Source organism: Photorhabdus kleinii (assembly GCF_025384885.1).
GTDB classification, from domain to species: Bacteria; Pseudomonadota; Gammaproteobacteria; order Enterobacterales; family Enterobacteriaceae; genus Photorhabdus; species Photorhabdus kayaii.
The window spans coordinates 22,356-46,621 of sequence record NZ_JAJAFY010000031.1 but is presented as its reverse complement, the minus strand read 5'-3'; the positions used below and the strand labels follow the sequence as shown (position 1 = coordinate 46,621).

Here is a 24,266-nt window from a genome sequence, read left to right as displayed (position 1 = left end):
CAATCCGGTTGCCAGCATCTGGTTTCTCAGGTTCAATATCCTGCTGGTCTCCAGGTTATTACTGAAAAACGCGTTGATTTGGTTTCCTACCCTGAAAAGTCATCTTCTTAATGTTTTTCAAGTGATATTCCCGCCAGCAGTTGGCGGGAATATATCAGTATATTTGTTACTTACATCAAACATTTTTGTAATTAAATGAATGTGTTCCTGAATATTTCCACAACGGTTCCCAGTAGGATTCTATGAAAGCTTTCACCGCATCTTCTCCCTCAATAAGATAGTTGAACTCCGAAAGATACCCTGGATAGAGATTATCAGAACCAACCACGTAGAGTTCATCATCAATTATTGTTACTTTTGCATGATTCCCAGGAGCAGGGGGAACTTTGGGATATACCGGACCACTCGCTTTAATTAAGGACCGGAATGGGCGTCCTATAGCACCTTCCTGTGGAAGTCTTTCAGAAAGAGACGGTTCTTTTAGCGTAGCAGTATAAGAACTTTCGTCCGCGCTTGGCCATTTGTATGTATTACCTTCAATCAAAAGATCTTCAGGTACTTTGTCTGTAAAGAAAAAAGGGGCAACCTCTATTCTTTTCAGTGCGGCTTGCCTGATTCCATCCGGATCTTTCAGCTTCTCATTGGTATGCTCATCATGTGTCAAATAGTATTTAAATAATTCAAACGTTCTTTTGGCTCCAGAACCAAAAGAATATTGATCACCAGAAGCACCTGCGGCTGCATCAAGTGGCGATACAACAATTTGAACTTCCAGCTCGGGGTTAGCAAGCAATGCTTCTATCAACCATCGGCACACATGGTGATCTCGCCATTGTTTTTTCCATGCACTGACAAGATCCTGTTGGGACATGCGGATTTTTTTCTTTGCATTCTTTATTATAAACTCTTTCATTATTTCGGAGCCTTTTTTATAATCCGTTCGCATATCAGGCCCAGACCAATATTTACCTACGGATAATATCCTGCTTGTTTTCTTATATTCTGGGTCCTTAGGTGGATTTTTTAGGCATTCTTCTTTTTTTCTGTCTATATATTCAGTAATGTGCTCTTTTTTTAATGGATCTGCCGGCTTTCCCACAATACCATTTGCATTAACCCATCGATTTTCATCTATATCAAAGAATTCTTTAGTTAAGAGGTCTGTATCAGCCTCCCACATGTTATTTAAAAATAATTGTGAGCTTAATGATGCCGTTCCTATAACTTTAACAGAGACATCATGAACTGGAGGGTAGTTTTTAAAAAGATCCATATTTAAATTATGGCCCCCGACAAATGATTCAATTCCATCAACTGCGATAATTTTTGTATGATTCCATGTCATTCTGGTATCAGCTTCTGGAAACATTTCCTCTGGCAGCACTTTCTTCTCTAATGATACTTTGAGTCCGTCTACTATCCTGTAAAACCGACCAATCCATATTTCAGGTATACACTCCCAATTATCTCTCCTTTCTTGAATTAATTTAATAATATCATCCTTCAATGCCAGATATTCAGGAGTACCTTCAAAGTATGAATTCACACCGTTTAACAAAGATGTCGGTGTTTGAGCGAATAAGAACCTTATCTGAGTTCTGTCCTTCCTGTCTATTTTTTTGGTAAATGCGCGATCGATAGCTGATAGGATAACTTTTCTCCACTCTGCATCCGGGGCATTCAAGGAGGAAATATCGCAGCGATAACGCATGTTTTCCAGAATGCTGACAATAGCCTCTTCAAATTCCACTGCTCTTTTAACCGCCTGTGGCATTATCTCTTTTCCAAAAGGAAGCCCCCATATTTTGGGAGTATCAAATATTTTTACATAGTTGATTTCACTTGTTTTATTAAAGTAACCGTCCAGTTTTTTTTGTAAACCATCCAATAAATTCATATATACATCCTCCAAGCAACAATTTTTTTACATATCAACCAACAGCCTGCCAGCATCAGGCAAGCTATTTATAATCATAATCAATTTTTGAGGGGGGGAAGTTAAAAAAGATAGAACCGACTTCGCATTTTTAAAGGGGAGATAAATCGATTTTTCTGAGTCATAGGTCCGTAATTCAGGCGATATCAACAATTCAATGAAGCCAGTTTTATTGAGGATGAGAATAAAATTGGCCTTGCTGTGTCTTATTGCGTTGAGCGGGAGATTTTGAGAGATTCCCTTTTATATCATGGGGATAGAGATATCAAAATTGTAATTAATAATTGCATAATGCGATAAAATGTTGCATTTTATACACGTGCATTTTATAACACATGTAGTACAAAATCCCAGAGGGGTAAACTAAACTATGGCTATCAGTATACGTTTGGATGATGATTTCGTGAATGATGTAAAAATTCATGCAGCAGCTTCAAGCAGAAGTGTACCTAAGCAAATCGAGCATTGGGCTAAGATTGGCCGCATTGCGGAGGATAACCCTGATTTGCCGTACTCTTTTATCCTTGATTCTTTACTGGCAAAAAGCGAAGTCAATAGCGGTAAGGTGTCGCGTTATGTCAGAAGGACAAAAAGATCCAAAGATTGAAGTTTATGAAACAAGACGTTTCTCTAAGGCATTATCTAAGTTATCTGAGGATCTTCTTACGATAGTAGAAGATGAGATTGATAGAATAATTGATAATCCTGAAATCGGTGAGCAGAAGAAAGGTGATTTAAGTTTCCTTCGAGTCCATAAATTTAAGTTAAATAACCAGTTAACATTGCTTGGTTACTGTTGGGTTGAAGAGAAAATAGAGTTATACCTGCTGAACTTTGGCTCTCATGAAAATTTTTATCAGGAACAAAAGCGACACAGAAAAGCAGATTTAAAGCTCATTGGATAGGGGTTCTATCCAATAAAGCGCGTTTCAAGGCTGCGTATTGCGTGGCCTTTTTTACACCACTCATTCAATAGACCCCTATTCACTTAAATCAAAGGCTACAAGCGGCCTATACCCTATGGATTTCAAGATGCATCGCGACGGCAAGGGAGCGAATCCCCGGGAGCATAGAGAACTATGTGACCGGGGTGAGTGAGTGCAGCCAACAAAGAGGCAACTTGAAAGATAACAGGTATATATCATTCTCAAGCAAAGTCATTGTTGTGTTATAACATTATTAGTTTGTTTCTGGTATGACCTGGCTATGCAGCTATTGATGATTTGCAACGAAGTGCATTTATTAATCTATATGAGAGAAAAAATATGCCTACACTTTTTGACCCAATTCGCATTGGTGATCTCGATTTGCCAAATCGCATCATTATGGCTCCTCTGACACGTAATCGTGCAGAAGGAGAAGGGCGTGTCCCTAATGCGCTGATGGCGGAATACTATGCTCAGCGCGTTTCTGCTGGTTTGATTATCAGCGAAGCGACTTCAGTAACTCCGCAAGGAGTTGGCTACGAGAATACGCCGGGTATTTGGTCAGATGAGCAAGTTGCTGGTTGGCGATTGGTCACGGATGCTGTGCATGCTGCTGGTGGGCGTATTTTTATACAGCTTTGGCATGTGGGGCGGATATCGGACCCTGTTTTCCTTAATGGAGAACGGCCAGTGGCGCCAAGTGCAATTGCGGCTGATGGTCATGTTAGCTTATTACGCCCAAAACGTCCTTTCGTGGTTCCACGGCCACTTGAGTTTGAGGAGATTCCCGGTATTGTCGAAGCATTCAGGCGCGGAGCGGAAAATGCGAAAACGGCAGGGTTTGATGGAGTAGAAATACATGGCGCCAATGGATATTTGCTCGATCAATTCTTGCAAGATAATGCTAATCTGCGCACAGATCAGTACGGAGGTTCAGTCGAAAATCGGGCTCGATTACTGCTGGAAGTGACAGACGCTTGTATTTCAGTTTGGGGCTCATCACGTGTTGGCATGCATTTGTCCCCACGTGGTGGTTATTACTCTATGGCGGATTCCAATCCTGTGGCGACGTTTGGATATGTAGCACGTGAACTTGGTAAACGAGGTATTGCTTTTATTTTCTCACGTGATGCTGTGGTTGATGGTGACTTAAGTAAGGTGATAAAAGAGGCTTTTGGGTCAATCTATATTGCTAACGAGGAACTTACTCAAGAAAGTGCCGAGCAAGTTCTTGCTGACGGCCGGGCTGATGCAGTGGCTTTTGGTCAATTATTCATCTCCAATCCAGACTTACCTCACCGGTTTTTGGTTAAAGCGTCATTTAATGAACAACAACCGGAAACTTTTATGGTTCCTGGGGCTATAGGCTATACTGATTATCCAGCGCTTACCTAGGTAAGGGGATATCTTACCCACAATGGATAGCCTAACATGAAAGATATTCGAATTGTTTTTCGGGGATGTTAATTTAAAGCTTTAATGGCGCTTTTTGGTTGAACGTCCCAAGATATCCGGCTGGCTCCTTTTATAAGAGCCGGTCATATTTCATTGCAGGATAATTTGAAGGAGAATGATAATGTCAGATTCATTAAATGTATCTATTGTTCGTCGTTTTTACGACTCTATGGGTGATATTGATGTTCTTCGCCAGATCATGGCGAGTGATATTATTTGGGATGTTACCGAAGGATCTCGGTATGGTGGGGTTTATGAAGGAATTGAGGATGTATTAAATAATTTTTTTGTGCCGTTTTTAAATGATATTGATGAGTTTGTGGTGGACAGTTCTGAATATTTTGAGTCAGATGATCATATCATTGTTCTGGGTAATTATTTGGGACGGGTGAAGCGTGGCAAACGGTTTATTTCTCGTTTCGTTCATATATGGACAGTGCGGGATGGGCGGTTAGTTAAATTACAACAAACTGCCGATACGCTTCAAATTGAGCGTGCTCATACAGATTATGCTATTCGGTGACATCGGTTATTATGCCAGCAATATTAACTGAGCCAAACAATAGCATAGGGTGATCAATTTTGCTAAGCACTTTGTCCAGGCTCGAACTTATACGAAAATAGGTGATATTGGTTATTTTGATATTTTGTTTTATCTTCACCTTGTTGTTTGAGCAGTTTTATCAGCAATTTTCCGGTGTCCCTGCCTATTTGGGGATAATCAATGCGAATTGATGTCAGTGTTGGCTGTGTGTGGTCACAATTATCTGAACCATCCAGACAAGCAACAGCCAAATCAGCGGGTATTTTAAGTAGACGCCGCTGACATTCAAACATGACTCCTAAAGCAATCACTTCATGACTACAAATCACACCTTCCAGTTCAGGTTGACGTAATAACATTTCAGTAATTGCCTGGCGACCAAATTGCATGCTAGCCGTATCCGAAGTAGTGATATTTTGGTCAGCATTCTGATAGTGATGCAGCATGGCTTTATGCCAGCCATTAATTTGCTGATTGCGTAAACGGCTGTCCATTTGGGCGCCAATATAACCGATATGCTTGCGGCCATTATTCAACATATGTTCAGTCAACGTATAGGTAGCTGCGGAAAAATCGGTTTCTATATTAATCGTCGTCTGCTGTTGATGAGAGCTTGCAACATTAATAATGGGAATATTGATATGAGAAATATTGCTGTGGGTTTTATCTGCCAATTGCGAACTGAAAATCACCAGTGCTGCTGCATTGCTTTGCAGTAGTGTCATGATAATTTCGGTTTCTTTATTATGGTTATATTCATGACATCCAAGCAAAACTTGAAAGGCATGTTTATTCAGCACTTGTTGCAGTGACTGTATAAATGTAGCGCTAGCTTTATCTGTCAGTGAGGGCACAAGTACTGCAATAATATTACTTTGGCCCGAAGCAAGTACGCCGGCAGCGCCATTTGGGATATATCCCAATTCTTGTATAGCGTGTTCAATTTTTTCTCGCAATTTATCCGATACCACTTCTGGTGTTCTCAATGCGCGTGAAACTGTCATTGAACCGACACCAGCATACTTAGCAACATCTTGTAATGTTACTCGCCCTGTATTACGGCGTTTTCGTGTCTTTTTCATCAAAATATTTTTCTATTTTTTTAATTAACGGCTATGAATTTGACGATGGGATTCTACCTGATCTCAAGCAAGCCGTGGGGAAAAAACCATGATGTACTTTCGCTTTATGGTGAATTAATCAAATAACAAATGATAGCGGTATCACAATTATGAGTTACGATCATAGATAGCGCTATCATTTGTGACTAATATCACTAGCAGAAGATAAAGATAGAAAACAGAAAACAGAAGATAGAGGGTAAGAGGGTAGGTAGAGCGGAATGAGATTTTAATTAGGGGAGATTGATGCTAAAGACGTTACTCACCCAAGATGTGATCCAAGTGATACCGGATGCTAAAAATTGGCGCGAAGCAATCGCGATTGCTTGTCAGCCTCTGGTGGAAAATGGTGCCATTTCTTCTTGTTATATTGATGCTATTTATCGTTCGCATGAGGTAATTGGTCCCTATTATGTTGTTGGGCCGGGAATTGCTATGCCACATGCCAGACCGGAACAAGGGGTTAACAAATTAGCTTTAGCGTTAACTGTGATTAGCAAAGGAGTGGAGTTTGGTTCTGAAGAAAATGATCCGGTTAATTTGTTGATTGTCTTGGCAGCAACTGATAGCAACAGCCATATCGAAGTGATCGCTAAACTTGCCGAACTATTTGATAATCAACAAGATATTGCATTACTGATGAGTGCCAAAAGTAAAGAAGAGATTCTTGCCGTGATTAACAAGTATTAAGTCGTTATTTTTGCTATGGGGTAACAGTATGAAAATCACTGTCGTTTGCGGACATGGGTTAGGTACCAGCTTGATGATGGAAATGAGTATCAAAAATATTCTGAAAGAGATGGGAATAGATGCCAGTGTTGATCACGTCGATCTGGGGTCAGCAAAAGCAACTCAAAGCGACATTTTTGTCGGTACTAAAGATATTGCAGAACAACTGGTTATTCAGGCAGTCGATGGCAAAATTGTTGCGCTGGACAATATGGTGGATAAATCGGCAATGAAAATACGTCTGTCCGTGGCATTAGTTGAACTTGGTGCACTGTAACCGGGGGATTGTCATGGAATTTTTTCATTTTCTGATGAGTGATGTTCTGTCAGAACCGGCGATTTTGGTGGGGTTTATCGCGCTTGTTGGTTTGATCGTGCAAAGGAAACCGGTGACTGAATGTATCAAAGGTACTATAAAAACCATTATGGGGTTTTTGATCTTGGGGGCGGGTGCTGGATTAGTCGTCTCTTCACTGGGGGGTTTTGCTGAAATTTTCCAACACGCTTTTGGTATTCAGGGAGTCGTACCAAACAACGAAGCAATTGTTTCCATTGCGCAAAAGAGTTTTGGTAAAGAAATGGCAATGATCATGTTCTTTGCTATGGTGATCAATATCTTGATTGCACGTTTTACACCGTGGAAATTTATCTTTCTGACTGGGCACCACACATTATTTATGTCCATGATGGTCGCGGTGATTCTGGCAACAGCAGGGATCAAAGGCGCGATGTTGGTGGCTATTGGTTCTGTGGTTGTTGGCGTTGCTATGGTTTTCTTCCCGGCGATTGTCCATCCATATATGAAGAAAGTAACAGGTTCTGACGACGTTGCCATTGGGCATTTTTCCTCGCTTTCCTATGTTCTCGCTGGTTTTATTGGCAGCAAACTAGGAAATAAGGCCCATTCAACCGAAGAGATGAATGTTCCGAAAAGCTTGCTGTTTCTGCGTGATACACCGGTTGCCATCTCTTTTACGATGGCGATTATTTTCATGATCAGTTGCTTATTTGCTGGTGGTGATTTTGTGAGGGAAGTCAGTGGTGGGAAAAATGGATTTATATTCTCGCTAATGCAATCTATTACCTTTGCCGCAGGTGTATATATTATTCTGCAAGGTGTGAGAATGGTTATTGCAGAAATTGTTCCTGCATTTAAAGGAATTTCTGACAAACTGGTCCCAAATGCTAAACCTGCGTTAGATTGCCCGGTTGTCTTTCCTTACGCCCCTAATGCAGTATTGGTAGGATTCTTGAGCAGTTTTGTGGCTGGTGTTATCGGTATGTTTGTACTGTATGCACTCGGTATGACGGTCATTATTCCCGGTGTTGTGCCGCACTTTTTTGTTGGTGCGGCGGCCGGGGTTTTTGGTAATGCGACAGGGGGGCGTAGAGGCGCTATTCTTGGGGCTTTTACTCAGGGCTTTCTGATTACCTTCTTACCCGTATTTCTGTTACCCGTTTTGGGGGATATCGGTATTGCCAACACGACATTCAGTGATGCTGACTTTGGCGCATTGGGCATTCTGTTAGGTATTATTGTTCGTTGATTGTGGAGTATCTGGATCTTGGAATTGAAACAGGGCTATAAACACCCTGTCTCTTGTCAAAATGTTGATGTAAACCATTCGACCATGATAAAGCACCCGTCAGTGCTCATGAGAATTTCTTGGTTTCATCGTTTTTTATATAAAGTCTTCAACAGAAATAGAAAAGTAAATTTTCAAAAAAATGATTATTTAGTCACGTTTTTAGCCCTTTATTTTGATTTATCAAATTGTTATCCATATATCAGTTAGGGGAAATTTAAGCAAAATTCAGGTTAATTAAACAGGTCAGAGAGAAATATGTAATAATGAAATCGATTATTTATAGCAAAATATGGCCTATAGATTGAAGGTATTGGGGGGGAATATAAAGATCATAACTATTCTCTTTGCAAAGTGTTCTTAACTCAATTGCTGAGCTAACTGATAGTTTCTCATAGATACTTTCGAAATATTTTTCCACAGTGCGATATGAAATTTTCATTTCGTCAGCGATATATCTATTACTAACGCCACGGCAGAATAAAAAAATGATTATCCATTCTTTCTCTTTTAATAGATTGTTAGGTTGTTGAAATCGAATTGATATAGGAATATTGTTCTCCATATAATGAGATACAGTAAAATTATGTATTTCTCTTGCGTGAGCAATTATACCAATACACTGTTTATTTTCATCCATTAACGGATATTTATCACAGAAATAGGATGTGGCTTGTTCATTTTTTGCTTGAGGGTAAGTGCTAAGAGATGATATTCGTTGCATACCCTGTAACACCTTATGATCATGTTCCTCAAAAAGATGAGAGAATTGATTCACTGGTGAAGGTAATTCTTTATCGGTATACCCAATAATATCAATATTTTCAGGTAGCTTATTAGCTTTGATAAACATTTTATTTGCATAAATAAAGCGGAACTCCTTATCTTTTACAAACCACGGTTCTGAGCTTTTATCCCACATATTAGTTAATTGAGGAGTAATAAAAGGGACTTTTTTACATCCTGATTGACTCATATTTGACCTTTATAACATTATTACCTTATAAAAAATTTGAATAAATAGACGATATTTATAAGTAAGACAATAAGAACCTTTTTGGTGCATAGAGATCAAAACTATTTAGTCGGCAATATTCCTCCAGTTGTGAGTCTGAGTTAACTTTCAATTTATTATAAATCTTTCTTATATATTCCTCTATGGTTTTATCTGAGATTTTGAGTAATTGACAGATTTGTGTCCTACTATATTTTTGTAGAAAAAGAAAGACAATTTCCCATTCCTGTTCAGTAAGGAGATGAGTCGGCGATTGAAACATAATAGAAGTAGGTAGTTTACTGTGAAATAGCCGAGCCAGTGAATTATCCTGAACTTTCCAGGCATGGAAAAGAATACCGATGCATTCACCTTTATCATCATCGAGTGGAAATTTTTCCTGGAAATAAGATGATAAAACTTTATCTCGCCCAAAGACATGTGTCTCTAATGATAAAATACTTTCTCTATTTTTTATTACCTGCAAATCATGTGTAATAAAATCTTTGGCAAATTCATTGCCTCTCCAGGGAATATCACTATCATATTTACCTTCATAATCATAGTTGGCATTTATATTTTGGAGTTTAATTAATGCACTATTACCATAGAGAAAACAGGAAGATTTATCTTTTACTCCCCACGGTTCATTGCTTGCTTCCAATGTGTTGATTATTTGTAACGAAGTGGTTGAATTTTTTCTAGTCATATTTGTGTAATATTTTGATTTAGGAAAACATAATGCTTTCTTGTTGCAAAAATTTTTCTGGTGTGTCGAGATCAACATCGTTAAGACAACAATATTCTTTTTGTTTTTGGTCGATGTATTTTTGTAAAACACAGACAGGTTAGAGAGAAATCTTTTTCTTTATTGGCATCAAAGAGAGTATTAATACAACTTCCTGAATTTTCATATTTTGCAATAGGCGAGGGTAACTCACTTGCTGAAAGTTCGGTAATATCAGAATTTTCAGATAAGTTGAGTCGTTGGCAAAAAAGCGGATTTGCATAGATAAATTTTGACCGGCAATGTTTAGTTTCCCAAAAATCATGACTATTTTCCCACATGTAAACTAATTGCGGAGTAATATTATTTTGTTTATTTTTTATATTTAACATGGCAACTCCTTAATGAGTCTTTAAATCATTATCTGAAGCGTTTTTTTAATGATTACACTTAAAATAACCTGAATATATAAGAGATTGCAATGATTAATTCGTAAAGAAATAAAATTTATTGATTTTTACACATATCTGTTAATTAAATAGTTTATTATTCTGTGTAAAAAATACCTCTATGTAAAAAATATAAGTATTAATATTGTTTAGTTCTGAAATTATTTAAATCGTCTTTATACAGGTTTGATTTAATCCTTAACATCTCTTTCTCTGTTTTTATTTTCCTTGGCTGTCGAGATCATATTGTATAGCTTGTACTCAATGAATTAAGACGTTGCTTGTAATAATAGTAAATCAATGAACATGATCAGATTAGACTCGAATGAAGTTATTTCGTTGATTTCTGCATCGAAATAAATTGCCTCGTCATACAGTGCAAAGTGCACATCAGCTAGTGACGCCAATGGATTAGCAGATGAGCGGGTAGAGGATGCGGATCACCCCTCAACGTCAATTAACGGGAAAAGTAACATGTAACTTTTAAACGTGTGAGTACACTCGCAAACCAAATTTTGTTGCAAATGATTGGCGGAGGAGGGCAATAATGGGTCATAATATTGAGGTTTAAAAAATTTATAAAAGGCATCATTGATGACGACATGGATAAAATCTGGTAGTGATCTGAAAAGCTGGATATTGTATCTAGCTGATATACCAGATCATTCTGCATAGAGAATCGTCTACCTGTGTTACCAGTTTGTTAGATTTGCTGTCTGCCGGGTTCCTCTAGCAAAGATAGAGAGATTAAATGTTTATTGGAAGCCGGCAAACATTGCTGCATCAACATCCTTCCTTAGTGATTTGAACCAGATATCAATCTGACGGACATGTCCTTTTGTTAAAATGGTTATTGGGCCTATCGCAGCGATTTTTGTTGGTAATTCTAGCCAAAAAGTCTTATTTGGTGGGGATCGGTTAATTGAATCACTATTTTTCTTTTGGCCTTGTGATGGTAAGAATAGGGGGGGGATTACCGGAGAACAGACATTGAATATCTATCCATTACGCAGCTTGAGCATAGATCAAGTACAGAAACAGAGCTTTCATACAGTCATCTGCCGCCATTTCGGTGCAGGTTTAATTACTATGGGGGATTTAGGGTTGGTTCCGGGTCTTAATCAGTTACAGATAACGCAGCATGTTAAATGCGTTGAAACAAAGAATATTTGGGATAGACCATAATGGGTCAGCGAAGACATCTAACGCAACACGAAGTGGAAAGTATGCTGGAAATGGCGAAAAAGAGCCCTAATGGGGAGCGCGACTATTGTCTGGTATACATGAGTTTTGTTCATGGCTTACGTGTTAGTGAAGCTAGGTATCTACGGATATCTGATCTGGATTTGGAAGATGGAAGTTTATATATCCGGCGTTTAAAAGGCGGATTTTCTACTATTCATCCTCTTTTGGGCTATGAAATCCAGGCGATCAGGGAGTGGCTAAAAGTCCGTAAAACCTTCCGAGGGGCAGAAAGTGATTGGTTGTTTCTGTCGCGTACCGGAAAACCACTAACTCGCCAGCGCATTTATCAAATTATTAGTCAGTTAGGGAGATTGGCTAATATTTCCGTAGGTTCTCATCCGCACATGTTGCGCCATGCCTGCGGTTTTGCACTTGCAGATAGGGGAATAGATACGCGGTTGATACAAGATTATCTTGGGCACAGCAATATTCGCCATACTGTGCGGTATACTGCCAGTAATGCAGAGCGTTTCCACGGTGTTTGGGGTGTAAAAAGGAATCGGCATCGGGAATTACACTTTGATTATGTCCCACAGGAAAATGCTTGTTCAATTGAATAAGCGATTCTGATGTATGCGCCTGTTAAGGCGCATACATAAAAACCATCTGTAGAACTCGCTTTTCTTCTTCTTCACCCCGTAAAAATAAGCGTTTCGGAAACCCTTCAACTATTTCCAGAATAGGGTAAATAACCGGTCTAAAATCTAGGGTATTTAATGCCGCAGTTTCGCTGAGACTTGTTTGGATTGCCTCATTGATAAATGCGGTTAAACCTGTTCCATCTGTCGATGAAAAAAATGTTTCACAGAACCCTCAACATCGACATCTCTGCCAGCATAGGCAAGCACACTCATCTTGGGAAGGTTGGTGAATGGCAAGTGAGTTATTGGTTTACCAAATCTGTTAAACCGAAGATAGACAAAAAACGATGGCAGAAAAAATGTGAGTAATCTCAAAAAATTGCGATTTTATTTCACATAAGTATTGAATGAAAATTAGTCATGTCCCACACTCGTTGAAACGTTTCAGTTTTTTATCTCTTTTTTCTTTTATTGGACTTAATGCTTTTTTCTCTACGTATAAACTGAAACGATTCTATTTTTGGTAATAGGGAGAAAATTATGTTCCAGTTGGCTCTGCAAAATATCCATACTGGCGCAATTGCAACCAGTAAAGAGGATGCCATTCGCCAAGTGGCGGCCATGTTAGCCGCGAGTGGTAACGTCAGTGATGCCTATGTTGACGGCATGTTGCAACGTGAAAAGCAAATTTCCACCTACCTTGGCAACGGTATCGCCATTCCGCATGGCACGCTAGATACCCGTGATCTGGTCATGAAAACCGATGTACAGGTATTTCACTTTTCACAGGGTATTGAATGGGATCAAGGAGCGATGTGTTATGTGGTTATTGGTATCGCCGCGCGTTCCGATGAGCATTTGGCACTACTGCGTCAGTTAACACACTTACTGAGTGATGATCGTATTGCAGAGCAGCTAAAAACGATTGAGTCAGCACAGGTACTGCATAGCTTGCTAATGGGAGAAGTTCAGCAGGCTGAGTTTAAATTCGATACCAGCTTGATCACGTTAGATGTTAATGCCCGCGATCTGATGACATTACAGGCATTGAATGCCGGGCGGTTACAGCAAGTGGGGGCCGTAGATACGACCTTTGTCAGCAAAGTGATTAACAGCAAACCACTGGATCTTGGGCAGGGCATTTGGCTCAGTGATAGCCCCGCCGGTAACTTAACCAGCGCTGTGGCAGTGAGCCGATTATTCACGCGGGATAACGAGCCGGTGGTGATGTTGCTGACGGTTGCGGTTGCTGACGACCAACCGCTAAATGTGTTGCACCACCTAAGTAACTTGCTATTAGCACAAAAAGCGGAATGTTTGCTGAAAGCTGATGCGCCGACAGTGCTGACATTACTGACCAGTGGCGTACTGGCGCAGAGCGCCATATCCAGCGGGGAATTTGTCCTGTGCAACGAACATGGCTTACATACTCGCCCAGGTGCTCTGTTGGTTAATGTTATCCGGCAATTTTCCAGTGAAATTACCATCATCAATCTTGATGGTGCCGGTCAACCGGTAAACGGCCGTAGTCTGATGAAAATCATGGCATTGGGCGCTAAAAAAGGCCATCGGCTTCATGTTACTGCCAATGGTGATGATGCGCAGCAGGCGATAGCGGCCATTGGCGAAGCGATTACTTCCGGTTTGGGGGAGGGACCGCGAGAGTAGAAATCCCCAATTTGCCGTGATAATGGGGCGCGTCGATCTACAACCCTTTTAGCTAACAGCAGGAGAAGCATAATGAAAATGCTGATTATCGTTGATCCTTCACTCGGACTTGCCGGAAGTTATCTGGTGAAAACAATCCTCAGTGCCGCTGCGGCGGAAAACGGACTGATACTAACAGAAAATCCAGCAGAGGCCGATTTGGTGGTCGTGACCGGCAGTCGCATCCCCACCGATAACACATTGAACGGTAAGCTTGTTTATCTCGGCGACACGGAACAGGCATTGCATGCGCCGAAAAATTTCTTTCAGCAGGCAAAAGCTGACGCGAAGCCGTATCAGATACCGGCAACTGACATCAGTTGTGATACAAAACGGATTGTTGCGGTGACTGCTTGTCCTACAGGGGTAGCGCACACCTTTATGGCCGCGGAGGCCATCGAAACCGAAGCCAAAAAGCGCGGTTGGTGGGTAAAGGTGGAAACGCGCGGCTCAGTAGGTGCGGGCAATGTTATTACGCCGGAAGAGGTGGAAAAAGCGGATCTGGTGCTAGTCGTTGCCGATATTGACGTAGATCTGGCGAAATTTGCCGGAAAACCGATGTACCGTACCTCCACCGGGCTGGCGTTGAAGAAAACAGCGCAAGAATTTGATAGAGCGCTAGCCGAAGCCAGGCTTTTCGAACCGGAAGGGCAAAATGTTAAAACTGACCGGAGGGAAGAGAATACCGGTATCTATCGTCACTTGTTGACGGGCGTCTCTTATATGTTACCGATGGTGGTGGCGGGTGGCCTGTGCATTGCATTGTCATTTGCTTTTGGCATCACTGCATTTAAAGAATCGGGTACATTGGCGGCGGCGTTAATGCAAATCGGTGGTAGCTCAGCTTTTGCTCTGATGGTCCCTGTACTGGCTGGTTACATTGCTTTCTCGATCGCTGATCGCCCAGGTCTGACACCCGGTTTAATTGGCGGCATGTTGGCAACTAGCACGAACGCGGGATTTATTGGCGGTATTATTGCGGGTTTCCTCGCCGGTTACGTAGCGAAGTTGCTTAACACCAAAGTGAAATTGCCGCAGAGTATGGCAGCATTGAAACCGATCTTGATCATTCCGCTATTTGCTAGCCTGATCACTGGCCTGATTATGATTTACGTTATTGGTAAACCTGTCGCCGGTATCATGGCGGGGCTAACGTATTGGCTTTCTCATATGGAGACAACCAACGCACTCCTGCTAGGAGCCATTTTAGGCGGGATGATGTGTGCTGATATGGGGGGAGCGATAAACAAAGCTGCCTATGCGTTTGGTGTCGGCTTGCTTAGCTCGCAAACCTACGCGCCAATGGCTGCCATTATGGCTGCGGGGATGGTTCCCCCGCTGGCTATGGGAGTGGCGACACTGATTGCCCGGCAGAAGTTCGATAACGTTCAGCGGGAAAGTGGTAAAGCCGCATTGGTGTTAGGTTTATGTTTTATTTCCGAAGGCGCGATTCCCTTTGCTGTCCGTGATCCGATACGTGTGCTCCCATGTTGTATCGTTGGTGGTGCGGTGACGGGAGCCATCTCTATGGCAATAAGTGCGCAATTAATGGCACCGCACGGTGGCCTGTTTGTGCTGTTGATTCCAGGTGCTATCACACCAATACTGGGTTATTTGATGTCGATTATTGCTGGTACTTTGTTGGCAGGATTGATCTATGCACTGCTTAAGCGTCCAGAAACGACCACAACTAAAACATAAAAACAGAAATTATTAGTTATCAAATTAAAATCATTGAAATTTAAGAAAATTACCTATTTATTCGTGACCTCATTCGCATTTTTGCTATTTTCCGATTGTTATTTGCCTCCTTAAATTAGATATAAATATATTCAAAAAAATGAAGAATTATTATGAGTCATGGGCTGCTTAAAAAAGAGGGGGTTGCACAAGCGTGCCTGGCACGTTATCTGCTAGGTGAGCGCTGTGGTAATCGGTTGAAAACGATTGAAGAGCTGTCATCTGACTATGGGTTATCTGTTGGGTTAGTTCAGTTTGCATTAAAAAAACTGGAGAGTTCTGGTGCGGTTTATGTGGAACGACGGGGGCGCAATGGTAGCTATTTGGTCAGTATGGATCACAAAGCACTGTTAGCCCATGCTGATATTAGTAACGTGGTTTGTGCAATGCCGCTGCCTTATACCCGATTGTATGAGGGGCTGGCAAGCGGTCTGAAAGCGCAATTTGAGGGCATTCCATTTTACTTCGCCCACATGAGAGGTTCAGATGCTAGGGTGGAATGCTTGCGTAAGGGTATTTATGACTTGGCGGTGGTATCACATTTGGCGGCGCAAACTTATTTGGAACAAGGTGATGTTTGTACTGTACTTGAATTGGGACCACATACCTATGTTGGTGCACACCAACTGATTTATCGCAAAGGAGGTGAACATAATATCCGTCGTGTTGGGCTGGATCATCGTTCTGCCGACCAGAAAATCATGACTGAAGTGTACTTTGCCGGGCAGGATATCACGTTGGTGGATATTTCTTACCACGAGAGCCTGTATAAGGTAGCGAAAGGTGACATTGATGCCGTGATCTGGAACGTCAGCAGAGAAGTTGAACTCAGTTCCAGGGAGCTTATTGCAGTACCGCTCCATGGAAGTGCATGTTTTATCCGAGCCTCTGAAGCGGTGATTTTAACCAGAGCTGATGACATTCTGATGCAACAACTTTTACGTACGATGGTAAATACAACAGAGTTATTAGTTCATCAACAACGTGTACTGGCAGGTCAGCAGGACCCAAGCTATTAATTTGGCATAGATGGCGTTAACGAATGGAAAATCGACTGAATTTGCTCTATCAGGGAAATGTCATTGATCAGGATATTCATGATGGCATGTTACAAGTTGTGGCTCAGCTTGAAAACGATTGGGAAATTCCTGTCAGGAATGCGTTAGGAGAAATAGTAATAACACATATGGCCAACGCGTTAATGCGCTCACGCCGGGGAGAACAAATCAGTTCAATGGATACTGAACTGCTGATGGAAGTGCGTCAATCGAGAATCTTTTCTCATTTGCAAGCGATTAATGCTTCGCTATTAGTACATTTTGACGTGCAATTACATCCCTGTGAGGAGGGGTATCTGCTGGCAAACTTGTTTAGCCTTTGGGCGGCAAAGGGGCAGTGATAACACGACAACAGAGATGAAGGATTTTTTTTTCCATCAAATATTCAAAAAAATGATGATTTAACATCTAACTTATTGCAGTGGCATTGATCGCCGAAGGAGTACAGGAGGTACAGCATGTTTATACATGCGCTGAACAAACAAAATCCGGCACTGATTGAGGCAGCTCAGACATTATGGGCGCGAGGGGTCTTACTGCCTGATACTTATGTTATTGACGTTGATCAGGTTTTAGAAAATGCCAGACGATTGCTTGCGGTAGCGGAGCATTATGGTATTGCTCTCTATCTGATGACCAAACAGGTTGGGCGTAACCCTTGGTTGGCTCGTAAACTGATGGAACTGGGTTATCAGGGTGTCACCGCAGTGGATTTTAAAGAGGCCAGAGTCTTGATGAGTGGGAAAATCCCGGTGACTCATGCAGGCCATCTGGTACAGATCCCTCGTAATATGGTCTCCTCAGTGATGCAGCAACATCCGGAAGTGATCACAGTATATTCTTTAGAAAAAGCGGAGGAAATTTCCAGTTTGGCGCAGCATGAGGGAAATGTGCAACGCATTATGCTGAAAATCTATGATGATCATGATCATTTATATCCAGGTCAGGAAGCGGGTTTTCACTTGTCGGAATTGCACACCATCGTTCAGCGCATCATGGCAATGCCCGGTGTAAAACTGACGGGGTTGACACATTTTCCTTGCTTGTTGTGGCAAGAGGATCAGCAGCAGACACTGCCAGCGCCAAACTTATTTACTTTACTGAAAGCAACAGACATTTTACGACAAACTGGGATTGAGGTGACGCAGATAAATGCGCCGTCGGCGTCAAGCTGTAGCACACTGCCGCTACTGGCAAAGTATGGCGTTACCCATACCGAGCCTGGACATGCGCTAACAGGAACAATCCTTGCCAATTTTCGGGGAGAGCAGCCAGAGCGCATCGCTATGCTCTATCTGACGGAAATATCCCACCGATTTAACGGTAACAGTTACTGTTATGGAGGCGGTTATTACCGTCGTGGACGGGCGCATAACGCGCTGATATTCCTGCCAAACGGCCAGATTACCGCCACGCACCTGTTACCGATGGATGACACCAGCATTGATTACCATTTTCCTCTGAACGGTGAATTTCCGGTCGGCTGTGTTGTCGTGCTGTGCTTTCGCACCCAGATATTTGCTACTCGCAGTGATGTGGCGTTGGTTAGCGGTATCCAGTCAGGGCATCCGGTCTTGGAAGGGCTTTATGACAGCCAGGGAAACCCTATCCCGATTAATGGAGAAAATGGCCTGTGAACAGACGCAGTTCCACTCTCTTCGTCTGAGGACTCTCTTACTCATGACCCAGAAAAACAGAATTGATGCATCTGGCTATACCTATGCACATGAGCACCTGCATCTCGATTTATCGTCATTTAAAAACAGCATTGACTGCCGGCTGGATCAGTACGACCTGATTTGTGAAGAGATGAAAACGCTGGTCAGCCTGGGTGTACACAATATTGTGGAGATGACCAATCGTTACATGGGACGTAACCCACAGTTTATGCTGGATTTGATGCGGGACTCCGGCATTAATGTAATAGTTTCAACTGGCTATTACCAATCTGCCTTTTTTCCTGAACATGTAGCACATACCACAGCTCGACAACTGGCGGATGAAATGATCGCTGAGATTGAACAGGGTATCGACGCTACGACGCTGAAAGCCGGAGTCATTGGGGAAATTGGTTCCAGCAAGGGGGTAATTACGCCTGATGAAGAGAAAGTATTTTATGCGGCGGCGATAGCCCATTTGGAGACCGGGCGTCCTGTTTCGACCCATACGACATTAAGCACAATGGGTCTTGAGCAACTGGCATTACTGAAAAAGCACGGTGTAGATGCTGAACGCGTAGTGATTGGTCACTGTGATCTTAAAGATAATCTGGACAACATCTTGCGCATCATTGAACAGGGGGCCTACATCCAGTTCGACACGATTGGCAAAAACGATTACTACCCGGATGAAAAGCGGATCGCTATGTTACAGACTCTGGCCCAACGTGGCTTGCTTAACCGCGTCATGTTATCGATGGATATTACCCGTCGTTCTCACTTAAAAGCCAATGGTGGCAATGGATTTGCTTATTTAATTACCACCTTTGTGCCGATGCTAAACCGGGCTGGATTAACGCAAACCGATATTGATTTGATGTTACGTGATAACCCAATGCTATTTTTCAACTAAAGGAAAAACATATGAGATTTGTTATTGGAGGACAAATTGAGAAAGAAAAAATTGCTGAAACTTTACGCCGTCTGGCCGGGGATAAAACCTTATCCATTACCGTGATGGGTGACATAGATGCCGCTATGGCGCTTAAGAGTGGTGATGCGGATTACTACTTGGGAGCCTGTAATACCGGTGGAGGCGCTTTGGCAATGGCAATTGCGATTGTTGGTATTGACAAATGCGCCACCATCAGTATGCCAGGGAAGATCCTGCCTGATGAAGAAATTATTGCCCATGTTAACGCCGGGAAAACGGCATTTGGTTTTACTGGTCAGGATATAGACGCGGTTATTCCGGTGGTTATCAAGGCTATTCTTTCTTCATGAGGACAGGAAAATGGAATATGAATTTTTCACTCGCTTAATGGAAATTGATCCGTTTAAAGCGGGTTTGTTAGCGGTGATTGGTGGGATATCTGCCATGATGGCTAACCGCGGTATTGCTGTATTTCATGATGGGCTACGTCCTTTAATGCCGGAGCATCTGGAAGGGCGTATGAATCGTAAAACCCTGGCTGCCACCAGTTTTGCCCTAAGTTTTGGGTTGGTTATCGGCTTTGGTATTCCGTTCTCGCTGACCGCCCCGATTATTCTGGTGCATAGCTTATTATTGGGAACCGATGTCATTGGTACCTGGTGTGCAAACAGTAAAAAAGGTTTCATACTTTCCGCTGTCTTGGGAGCGCTATATGCCGTTGCCTTGATGACCGGTTTACGATCTGTTGTCGATATCTTTGCCCATTTGCCGGTTAATTTCATGGGTAACCTGAGTAAAGTTGGCGATCCTATCGTAGCCTGCTTTGCACTGTTTCCTGCGATTGTTGTGGCCTATCAATACGGATATGGCAAAGGAATATGGGTACTGATTGCGACATTGGTGGGATATATCGCGACGAAAGCGGTAGGATCATTGAGTTTTGGTGGGGTTCTGAGCAAACCGGTGCAATTGGATCCTAACGGGATAGCTCTGCTGATATCAATGATTGTGATGTTCTACTTTGCTATGAAACAGCGTGCTCCCAAAGCCGGCGAGGGAGCTGCTCCGGCTAAAGGTGCGAATGAGACGCTGGTTGGACTATTCTCCACGCGGATACAGCGCATTCAAAATAACATCTGGTTGCTGGTATTAAGTGGTGGTTTGACTGCGGTAGCGGCTTCGATGTCACTCAGTCTGCTGGCGGAAGGTCCGGTATCACTGCAACTGATGGCGCAGGGGGAAGGGGCTAACGCCATGTTGGTGGCGCTTGCCAGAGCGATCAGCTTTGTGCCGTTAGTCGGTATGACAGCCATTGCGACTGGGGTTTATAGCCCGGTCGGCATGAAGTTCGTGTTTGTCGCCGGGTTAGTCACCAATAATCTGTGGATTGCCTTCATTGCCGGTAGTTTGATTATGTTTATAGAAATCAAACTGCTGGCGAGAATTGCTATCTGGTTGGATAAATATCCCGGAGTCAAAGCTTGTGGTGAGCATATTCGTACTGTTATTACCCGCATGTTAGAAGTTGCCTTATTGGTGGGGGGAATGATGGCTGCCAACGCCATTCTGCCGGGCATGGGATTTATGGTGGTGGCGGGTATTTATCTACTCAACCGTACGGCTAAACGTCCTTTGGTTGAAATGGCGATTGGGCCGATTGCAACGATTGTGGTTGGTGTGCTAGCTAACGTCATCTATCTGTTGGGCATCAGCTAATTGAATATACCCGTCATCTTTCAAGCTGCCTCTTTGTTGGCGGCACTTACTCACCCCGGTCACATAGTTCTCTATGCTTCCGGGGATTTGCTCCCTTGCCGTCGTGATGCATCTTGAAATCCATAGGGTATAAATTTCCCCCTTTATTTTGTGATGATAAAAATAGAGGGGAAGCACGAGAAAATAGATTAATGCGGGAGAGCCGATATTGAACACCTATCCATTACCTAGTCTGAATATGGAGCAGGCGCAGCACAAGCAGTTTCGTTTAGTTGATATTATCTGCCGCTATTTTCCAGGTGCGGATTTTCTCACTACAGGAGATTTAGGGCTGGTGCCGGGATTGAACCGGCCACAGATAACGCAACGCGTTGAACAGGTCATTGCCGATTTCTTTTCTGCTGAGGCTGCTGTGTTAGTACAAGGGGCGGGAACTGGGGCAATACGTTGTGGGTTGTCGGCATTACTTAATGCGGGCGATAGCCTGCTGATTCATGATGCGCCGTTATATCCTTCGACAGCGGTTACTGCCGAGCAAATGGGCTTGCATCTGGTGCGGGCCGATTTCAATCAATCCGAACAAATACGGGCTGCGATTTTGCAACATTTACCGGTCGCGGGGTTGGTACAACACACGCGGCAGAAAATTGATGATGCTTATGAGCTGGCAGACGTTATATCACTGTTGAATGCTGCATCACTACCGGTTCTGGTTGACGATAACTATGCTGCCATGAAAGTGGAACGTATCGGTTGTGAATGGGGGGCTATGTTATCGGCTTTCTCCAGCTTTAAACTGTTTGGCCCGCAAGGTATCGGTGTTGTGGTAGGTCAACAAGCGGCAATAGAGCGCATCCGGCGTAGTATGTATTCCGGTGGCAGTCAAGTACAGGGATTTCAGGCATTGGAAGTATTGCGTGGATTAGTATTTGCTCCGGTGATGCATGCTGTGCAGGCACAGGTGAGTGAAACATTAGTGGCCCGGCTTAATCAGGGAATCATACCGCAGGTGAAACAGGCGTTTATCGCCAATGCACAATCGAAAGTATTGCTGGTGGAGTTTTATGATGAGATTGCCGAACAGGTACTTCATGTTGCTCATAAGCTTGGTGCACTGCCATATCCGGTGGGCGCTGAATCAAAGTTTGACATTCCGCCACTGTTTTACCGGTTATCTGGTACATTCCGTCAATCTGATCCCACGTTAGAGAGACGGATGATAAGGATAAATCCTAATCGAAGTGGTGCGGAGACAGTAATAAGGCTCCTGAGTCAAAGCTGTGCACAGGCCGCTTCCTTGCTACACCCTCAACCACTCCCGATATACCGCTTTCCATCAGTATGAGAGGCAGACAACAAGCCCGTTCTTGGGTCTCGTTTTCATTTTGCCGGCGCGTGTGACGATGCTCGAAGTTGTGAAACACTATACGGGACTAACGTCCCGTCGAAACTCCCTTCCCGCCTTGTGTCGGCGAGAGTACCCTCTTAAAGGAAAAGATGGGGAAATCGATATCAAGGCTCAAGGCTTATAAATCCTGAATTAATGTAAAGGTCGGCGATGTCATTAATTGTATCCCTAATTATTACCTGAATGGTTAATAGAATTATTAATAATTAACAGTAAAATCGATTATTTATAATATAAAATGACCTATTGATAGAAAATACCTTGGTGGAACATAGAGATCATACCCCTTTTCTTTGCAAAGTAATCGTAACTCAGTCAATGAGCTGACGGATAGTTTTTGGTAAATACTTTCAAAATGTTTTTCCACCGTGTGGCATGAAACATTCATTTCAATGGATGTTTCATTATTATTCATACCGCAGCAAAATAGAAAAATAACCATCCACTCTTTCTCATTTAACAAATCATTAGGTGGTCTGAGACTGGCTGACGTTGGTATATTGTCTTTAATATAATGATAAACCGTAAAGTGCTCTAATTCTCTGGCGTGAGAGATAATGCCAATACAGTGATTATCCTCACCCATCAATGGATATTTTTCGCAAAAATAGGATTTAGGTGGCCGACCATTACCTTGAGGATAAGTGCCGACAGAGCATACTTTCTGCATGCATTCTAAGACCCTGCGATCATGTTCTTTAAAGTGATGAGCAAAACCATTAACAGGTATTGGTAATTCGTCAACGGTATACCCTATGATATTAAAGTTTTCCGGTAACTTAATGACTTTAATAAACTTGGTATTTGCATAAATAAAGCGGGATTCCTTATCTTTTACAAACCAAGGATCGGGGCTTCTGTCCCATATATGTGTTAATTGCCGAGTAATAAAAGGGACTTCTTTAAATCCTGATTTATTCATAAATATCCTTTAAGATAATTATTGCTTTTTTGAATTATTGAATGTAAATATATCATTGAAAGCAAAGCATATTTCCATAGGGTTGTCTATTTTATCAATAAATAACTAACAAAGGTAGTATGTAGAAACTGGGAAATAATACGTAATCTAAGACAATAAAAACCTTTCTGGGATATAGTGATCAAAATTATTGGCTCGACAATACTCTTCCAACTGTTGACTGGAGTGAATCCCGATTTTACGATATATCCTTGACATATGTTCCTCAACCTCATGATAGGCGATATTCAATATTTTCCCAATCTGTTTTTTGGGCTGTTTCTGTAAGAAGAGAAAGATAATATCCCACTCCCGATGAGTAAAAAGATCGGAGGGGGGTTGGAGTAGCATGGATGACGGTAATTTATCATAATATTGATATAGGTAGGTTAATGAATACTCTTTAGCCTTCCACATATGGTACATAACTCCCATACAATTACCATTGTCATGATAAAGAGGCAACTTTTCACAAAAATAGGATGATAAAATTTGCTCTTGCCCAAAAACATGGGTTTCAAGTGAACAGACTCTTTCGCCTTTAACCATGACATTTTTATCGTGGAGAATAAACTCCTTGGCGAATTCAGCACCATCCCAGGGCAGTTCATGATCATAAAGCCCTTCATAATCAAATGACTCTTTAAAATTATGAATAAACCTCTTTGTGGCTGAATTACCGTAAATAAAGTTTGAAGAACTATCCTTTATTCCCCACGGTTCATTACTTATTTCCATTGTATTAATAACTTGAGGTGATATTGCATAGTTATTTTTCATATTAGCAAAAC

General features: G+C 42.1%; 25 protein-coding genes and 1 pseudogene. 18 read left to right on the top strand and 8 right to left on the bottom strand.

Annotated features, from left to right (window positions below):
- Positions 1–175: 175 nt before the first annotated feature.
- Positions 176–1,897 carry a phospholipase gene (locus LG003_RS14990; protein WP_112876906.1) on the bottom strand — a complete coding sequence of 574 codons (1,722 nt, stop codon included), beginning with the start codon at positions 1,895–1,897 and terminating at the stop codon, positions 176–178.
- Positions 1,898–2,306: 409 nt separating this feature from the next.
- Here LG003_RS14990 and LG003_RS14985 point away from each other — a divergent pair, with 409 nt between their 5' ends.
- The 4 genes from LG003_RS14985 (at position 2,307) to LG003_RS14970 (ending at position 4,840) form a co-directional block, all read left to right on the top strand.
- Positions 2,307–2,543 (top strand): TA system antitoxin ParD family protein, encoded by a 237-nt coding sequence (locus LG003_RS14985; RefSeq protein WP_112876907.1) that lies wholly within the window; start codon positions 2,307–2,309, stop codon positions 2,541–2,543.
- Positions 2,512–2,841 carry a type II toxin-antitoxin system RelE/ParE family toxin gene (locus tag LG003_RS14980; RefSeq protein WP_262981069.1) on the top strand — a complete coding sequence of 110 codons (330 nt, stop codon included), beginning with the start codon at positions 2,512–2,514 and terminating at the stop codon, positions 2,839–2,841. Before LG003_RS14985 ends, LG003_RS14980 begins: the two co-directional genes overlap by 32 nt.
- Positions 2,842–3,201: 360 nt before the next feature.
- Positions 3,202–4,257 (top strand): alkene reductase, encoded by a 1,056-nt coding sequence (locus LG003_RS14975; protein WP_112876909.1) that lies wholly within the window; start codon positions 3,202–3,204, stop codon positions 4,255–4,257.
- Between the two features lie 181 nt (positions 4,258–4,438).
- Entirely contained in the window at positions 4,439–4,840 is a 402-nt protein-coding gene (locus tag LG003_RS14970; RefSeq protein WP_262981068.1) for a nuclear transport factor 2 family protein, read from the top strand.
- A gap of 62 nt (positions 4,841–4,902) precedes the next feature.
- Here LG003_RS14970 and LG003_RS14965 read toward each other — a convergent pair whose 3' ends face one another.
- Positions 4,903–5,943 (bottom strand): LacI family DNA-binding transcriptional regulator, encoded by a 1,041-nt coding sequence (locus LG003_RS14965; protein WP_262981067.1) that lies wholly within the window; start codon positions 5,941–5,943, stop codon positions 4,903–4,905.
- 285 nt (positions 5,944–6,228) lie between these two features.
- Between LG003_RS14965 and LG003_RS14960 the strand changes: the two genes are divergently transcribed.
- From LG003_RS14960 to LG003_RS14950, 3 genes are read left to right on the top strand one after another with little or no spacing between them, the layout of a single operon-like run.
- Complete coding sequence (locus tag LG003_RS14960) at positions 6,229–6,672, top strand: PTS sugar transporter subunit IIA (RefSeq protein WP_262981066.1); 444 nt, start codon at positions 6,229–6,231, stop codon at positions 6,670–6,672.
- Between the two features lie 28 nt (positions 6,673–6,700).
- Positions 6,701–6,988: a PTS sugar transporter subunit IIB gene (locus tag LG003_RS14955; RefSeq protein WP_262981065.1), complete on the top strand. Its 288-nt coding sequence runs from the start codon at positions 6,701–6,703 to the stop codon at positions 6,986–6,988.
- Between the two features lie 13 nt (positions 6,989–7,001).
- Complete coding sequence (locus tag LG003_RS14950; RefSeq protein WP_262981064.1) at positions 7,002–8,258, top strand: PTS ascorbate transporter subunit IIC; 1,257 nt, start codon at positions 7,002–7,004, stop codon at positions 8,256–8,258.
- A gap of 319 nt (positions 8,259–8,577) precedes the next feature.
- Here LG003_RS14950 and LG003_RS14945 read toward each other — a convergent pair whose 3' ends face one another.
- The 4 genes and pseudogenes from LG003_RS14945 to LG003_RS14930 form a co-directional block, all read right to left on the bottom strand.
- Positions 8,578–9,273, bottom strand: a complete 696-nt coding sequence (locus tag LG003_RS14945) for a helix-turn-helix transcriptional regulator (RefSeq protein ID WP_112896016.1) — start codon at positions 9,271–9,273, stop codon at positions 8,578–8,580.
- Positions 9,274–9,328: 55 nt separating this feature from the next.
- Positions 9,329–10,000 carry a helix-turn-helix transcriptional regulator gene (locus tag LG003_RS14940; protein ID WP_112877006.1) on the bottom strand — a complete coding sequence of 224 codons (672 nt, stop codon included), beginning with the start codon at positions 9,998–10,000 and terminating at the stop codon, positions 9,329–9,331.
- 80 nt (positions 10,001–10,080) lie between these two features.
- A complete protein-coding gene (locus LG003_RS14935) occupies positions 10,081–10,410 on the bottom strand; it encodes a hypothetical protein (RefSeq protein ID WP_262981063.1) in 330 nt (109 codons plus the stop codon).
- A 326-nt stretch (positions 10,411–10,736) separates the two neighbouring features.
- Positions 10,737–10,895: pseudogene (locus LG003_RS14930) on the bottom strand (MurR/RpiR family transcriptional regulator); the annotation flags it as partial.
- Between the two features lie 418 nt (positions 10,896–11,313).
- Between LG003_RS14930 and LG003_RS14925 the strand changes: the two are divergent.
- The 11 genes from LG003_RS14925 (at position 11,314) to LG003_RS14875 (ending at position 22,451) form a co-directional block, all read left to right on the top strand.
- Positions 11,314–11,652: a hypothetical protein gene (locus tag LG003_RS14925; RefSeq protein WP_262981062.1), complete on the top strand. Its 339-nt coding sequence runs from the start codon at positions 11,314–11,316 to the stop codon at positions 11,650–11,652.
- Positions 11,652–12,272 carry a tyrosine-type DNA invertase gene (locus LG003_RS14920; protein WP_112876918.1) on the top strand — a complete coding sequence of 207 codons (621 nt, stop codon included), beginning with the start codon at positions 11,652–11,654 and terminating at the stop codon, positions 12,270–12,272. Before LG003_RS14925 ends, LG003_RS14920 begins: the two co-directional genes overlap by 1 nt.
- Positions 12,273–12,833: 561 nt before the next feature.
- Positions 12,834–13,961, top strand: coding sequence for a fused PTS fructose transporter subunit IIA/HPr protein (gene fruB / locus LG003_RS14915; RefSeq protein WP_262981061.1), 1,128 nt, complete (start codon positions 12,834–12,836; stop codon positions 13,959–13,961).
- Between the two features lie 72 nt (positions 13,962–14,033).
- Entirely contained in the window at positions 14,034–15,701 is a 1,668-nt protein-coding gene (gene fruA, locus LG003_RS14910; protein WP_112876921.1) for a PTS fructose transporter subunit IIBC, read from the top strand.
- Between the two features lie 152 nt (positions 15,702–15,853).
- A complete protein-coding gene (gene yhfZ / locus LG003_RS14905; RefSeq protein WP_112876922.1) occupies positions 15,854–16,759 on the top strand; it encodes a GntR family transcriptional regulator YhfZ in 906 nt (301 codons plus the stop codon).
- A gap of 23 nt (positions 16,760–16,782) precedes the next feature.
- Positions 16,783–17,139 (top strand): PRD domain-containing protein, encoded by a 357-nt coding sequence (locus LG003_RS14900; protein WP_112876923.1) that lies wholly within the window; start codon positions 16,783–16,785, stop codon positions 17,137–17,139.
- A gap of 117 nt (positions 17,140–17,256) precedes the next feature.
- The gene (locus LG003_RS14895) at positions 17,257–18,435 is read left to right on the top strand and encodes a YhfX family PLP-dependent enzyme (protein ID WP_262981060.1); all 1,179 of its coding nucleotides are present in this window, start codon (positions 17,257–17,259) and stop codon (positions 18,433–18,435) included.
- A gap of 43 nt (positions 18,436–18,478) precedes the next feature.
- The gene (locus tag LG003_RS14890; protein WP_112877007.1) at positions 18,479–19,369 is read left to right on the top strand and encodes a phosphotriesterase-related protein; all 891 of its coding nucleotides are present in this window, start codon (positions 18,479–18,481) and stop codon (positions 19,367–19,369) included.
- A gap of 11 nt (positions 19,370–19,380) precedes the next feature.
- A complete protein-coding gene (locus LG003_RS14885) occupies positions 19,381–19,740 on the top strand; it encodes a DUF2620 domain-containing protein (protein WP_112876925.1) in 360 nt (119 codons plus the stop codon).
- Positions 19,741–19,750: 10 nt separating this feature from the next.
- Entirely contained in the window at positions 19,751–21,106 is a 1,356-nt protein-coding gene (locus LG003_RS14880) for a YhfT family protein (protein WP_262981059.1), read from the top strand.
- Between the two features lie 208 nt (positions 21,107–21,314).
- On the top strand, positions 21,315–22,451 hold the full coding sequence (locus tag LG003_RS14875; protein WP_262981058.1) for an aminotransferase class V-fold PLP-dependent enzyme: 1,137 nt from the start codon (positions 21,315–21,317) through the stop codon (positions 22,449–22,451).
- Positions 22,452–22,740: 289 nt separating this feature from the next.
- Here LG003_RS14875 and LG003_RS14870 read toward each other — a convergent pair whose 3' ends face one another.
- Positions 22,741–23,436 carry a helix-turn-helix transcriptional regulator gene (locus LG003_RS14870; RefSeq protein WP_112876928.1) on the bottom strand — a complete coding sequence of 232 codons (696 nt, stop codon included), beginning with the start codon at positions 23,434–23,436 and terminating at the stop codon, positions 22,741–22,743.
- A gap of 147 nt (positions 23,437–23,583) precedes the next feature.
- On the bottom strand, positions 23,584–24,255 hold the full coding sequence (locus LG003_RS14865; RefSeq protein WP_112876929.1) for a helix-turn-helix transcriptional regulator: 672 nt from the start codon (positions 24,253–24,255) through the stop codon (positions 23,584–23,586).
- Positions 24,256–24,266 lie beyond the last annotated feature (11 nt).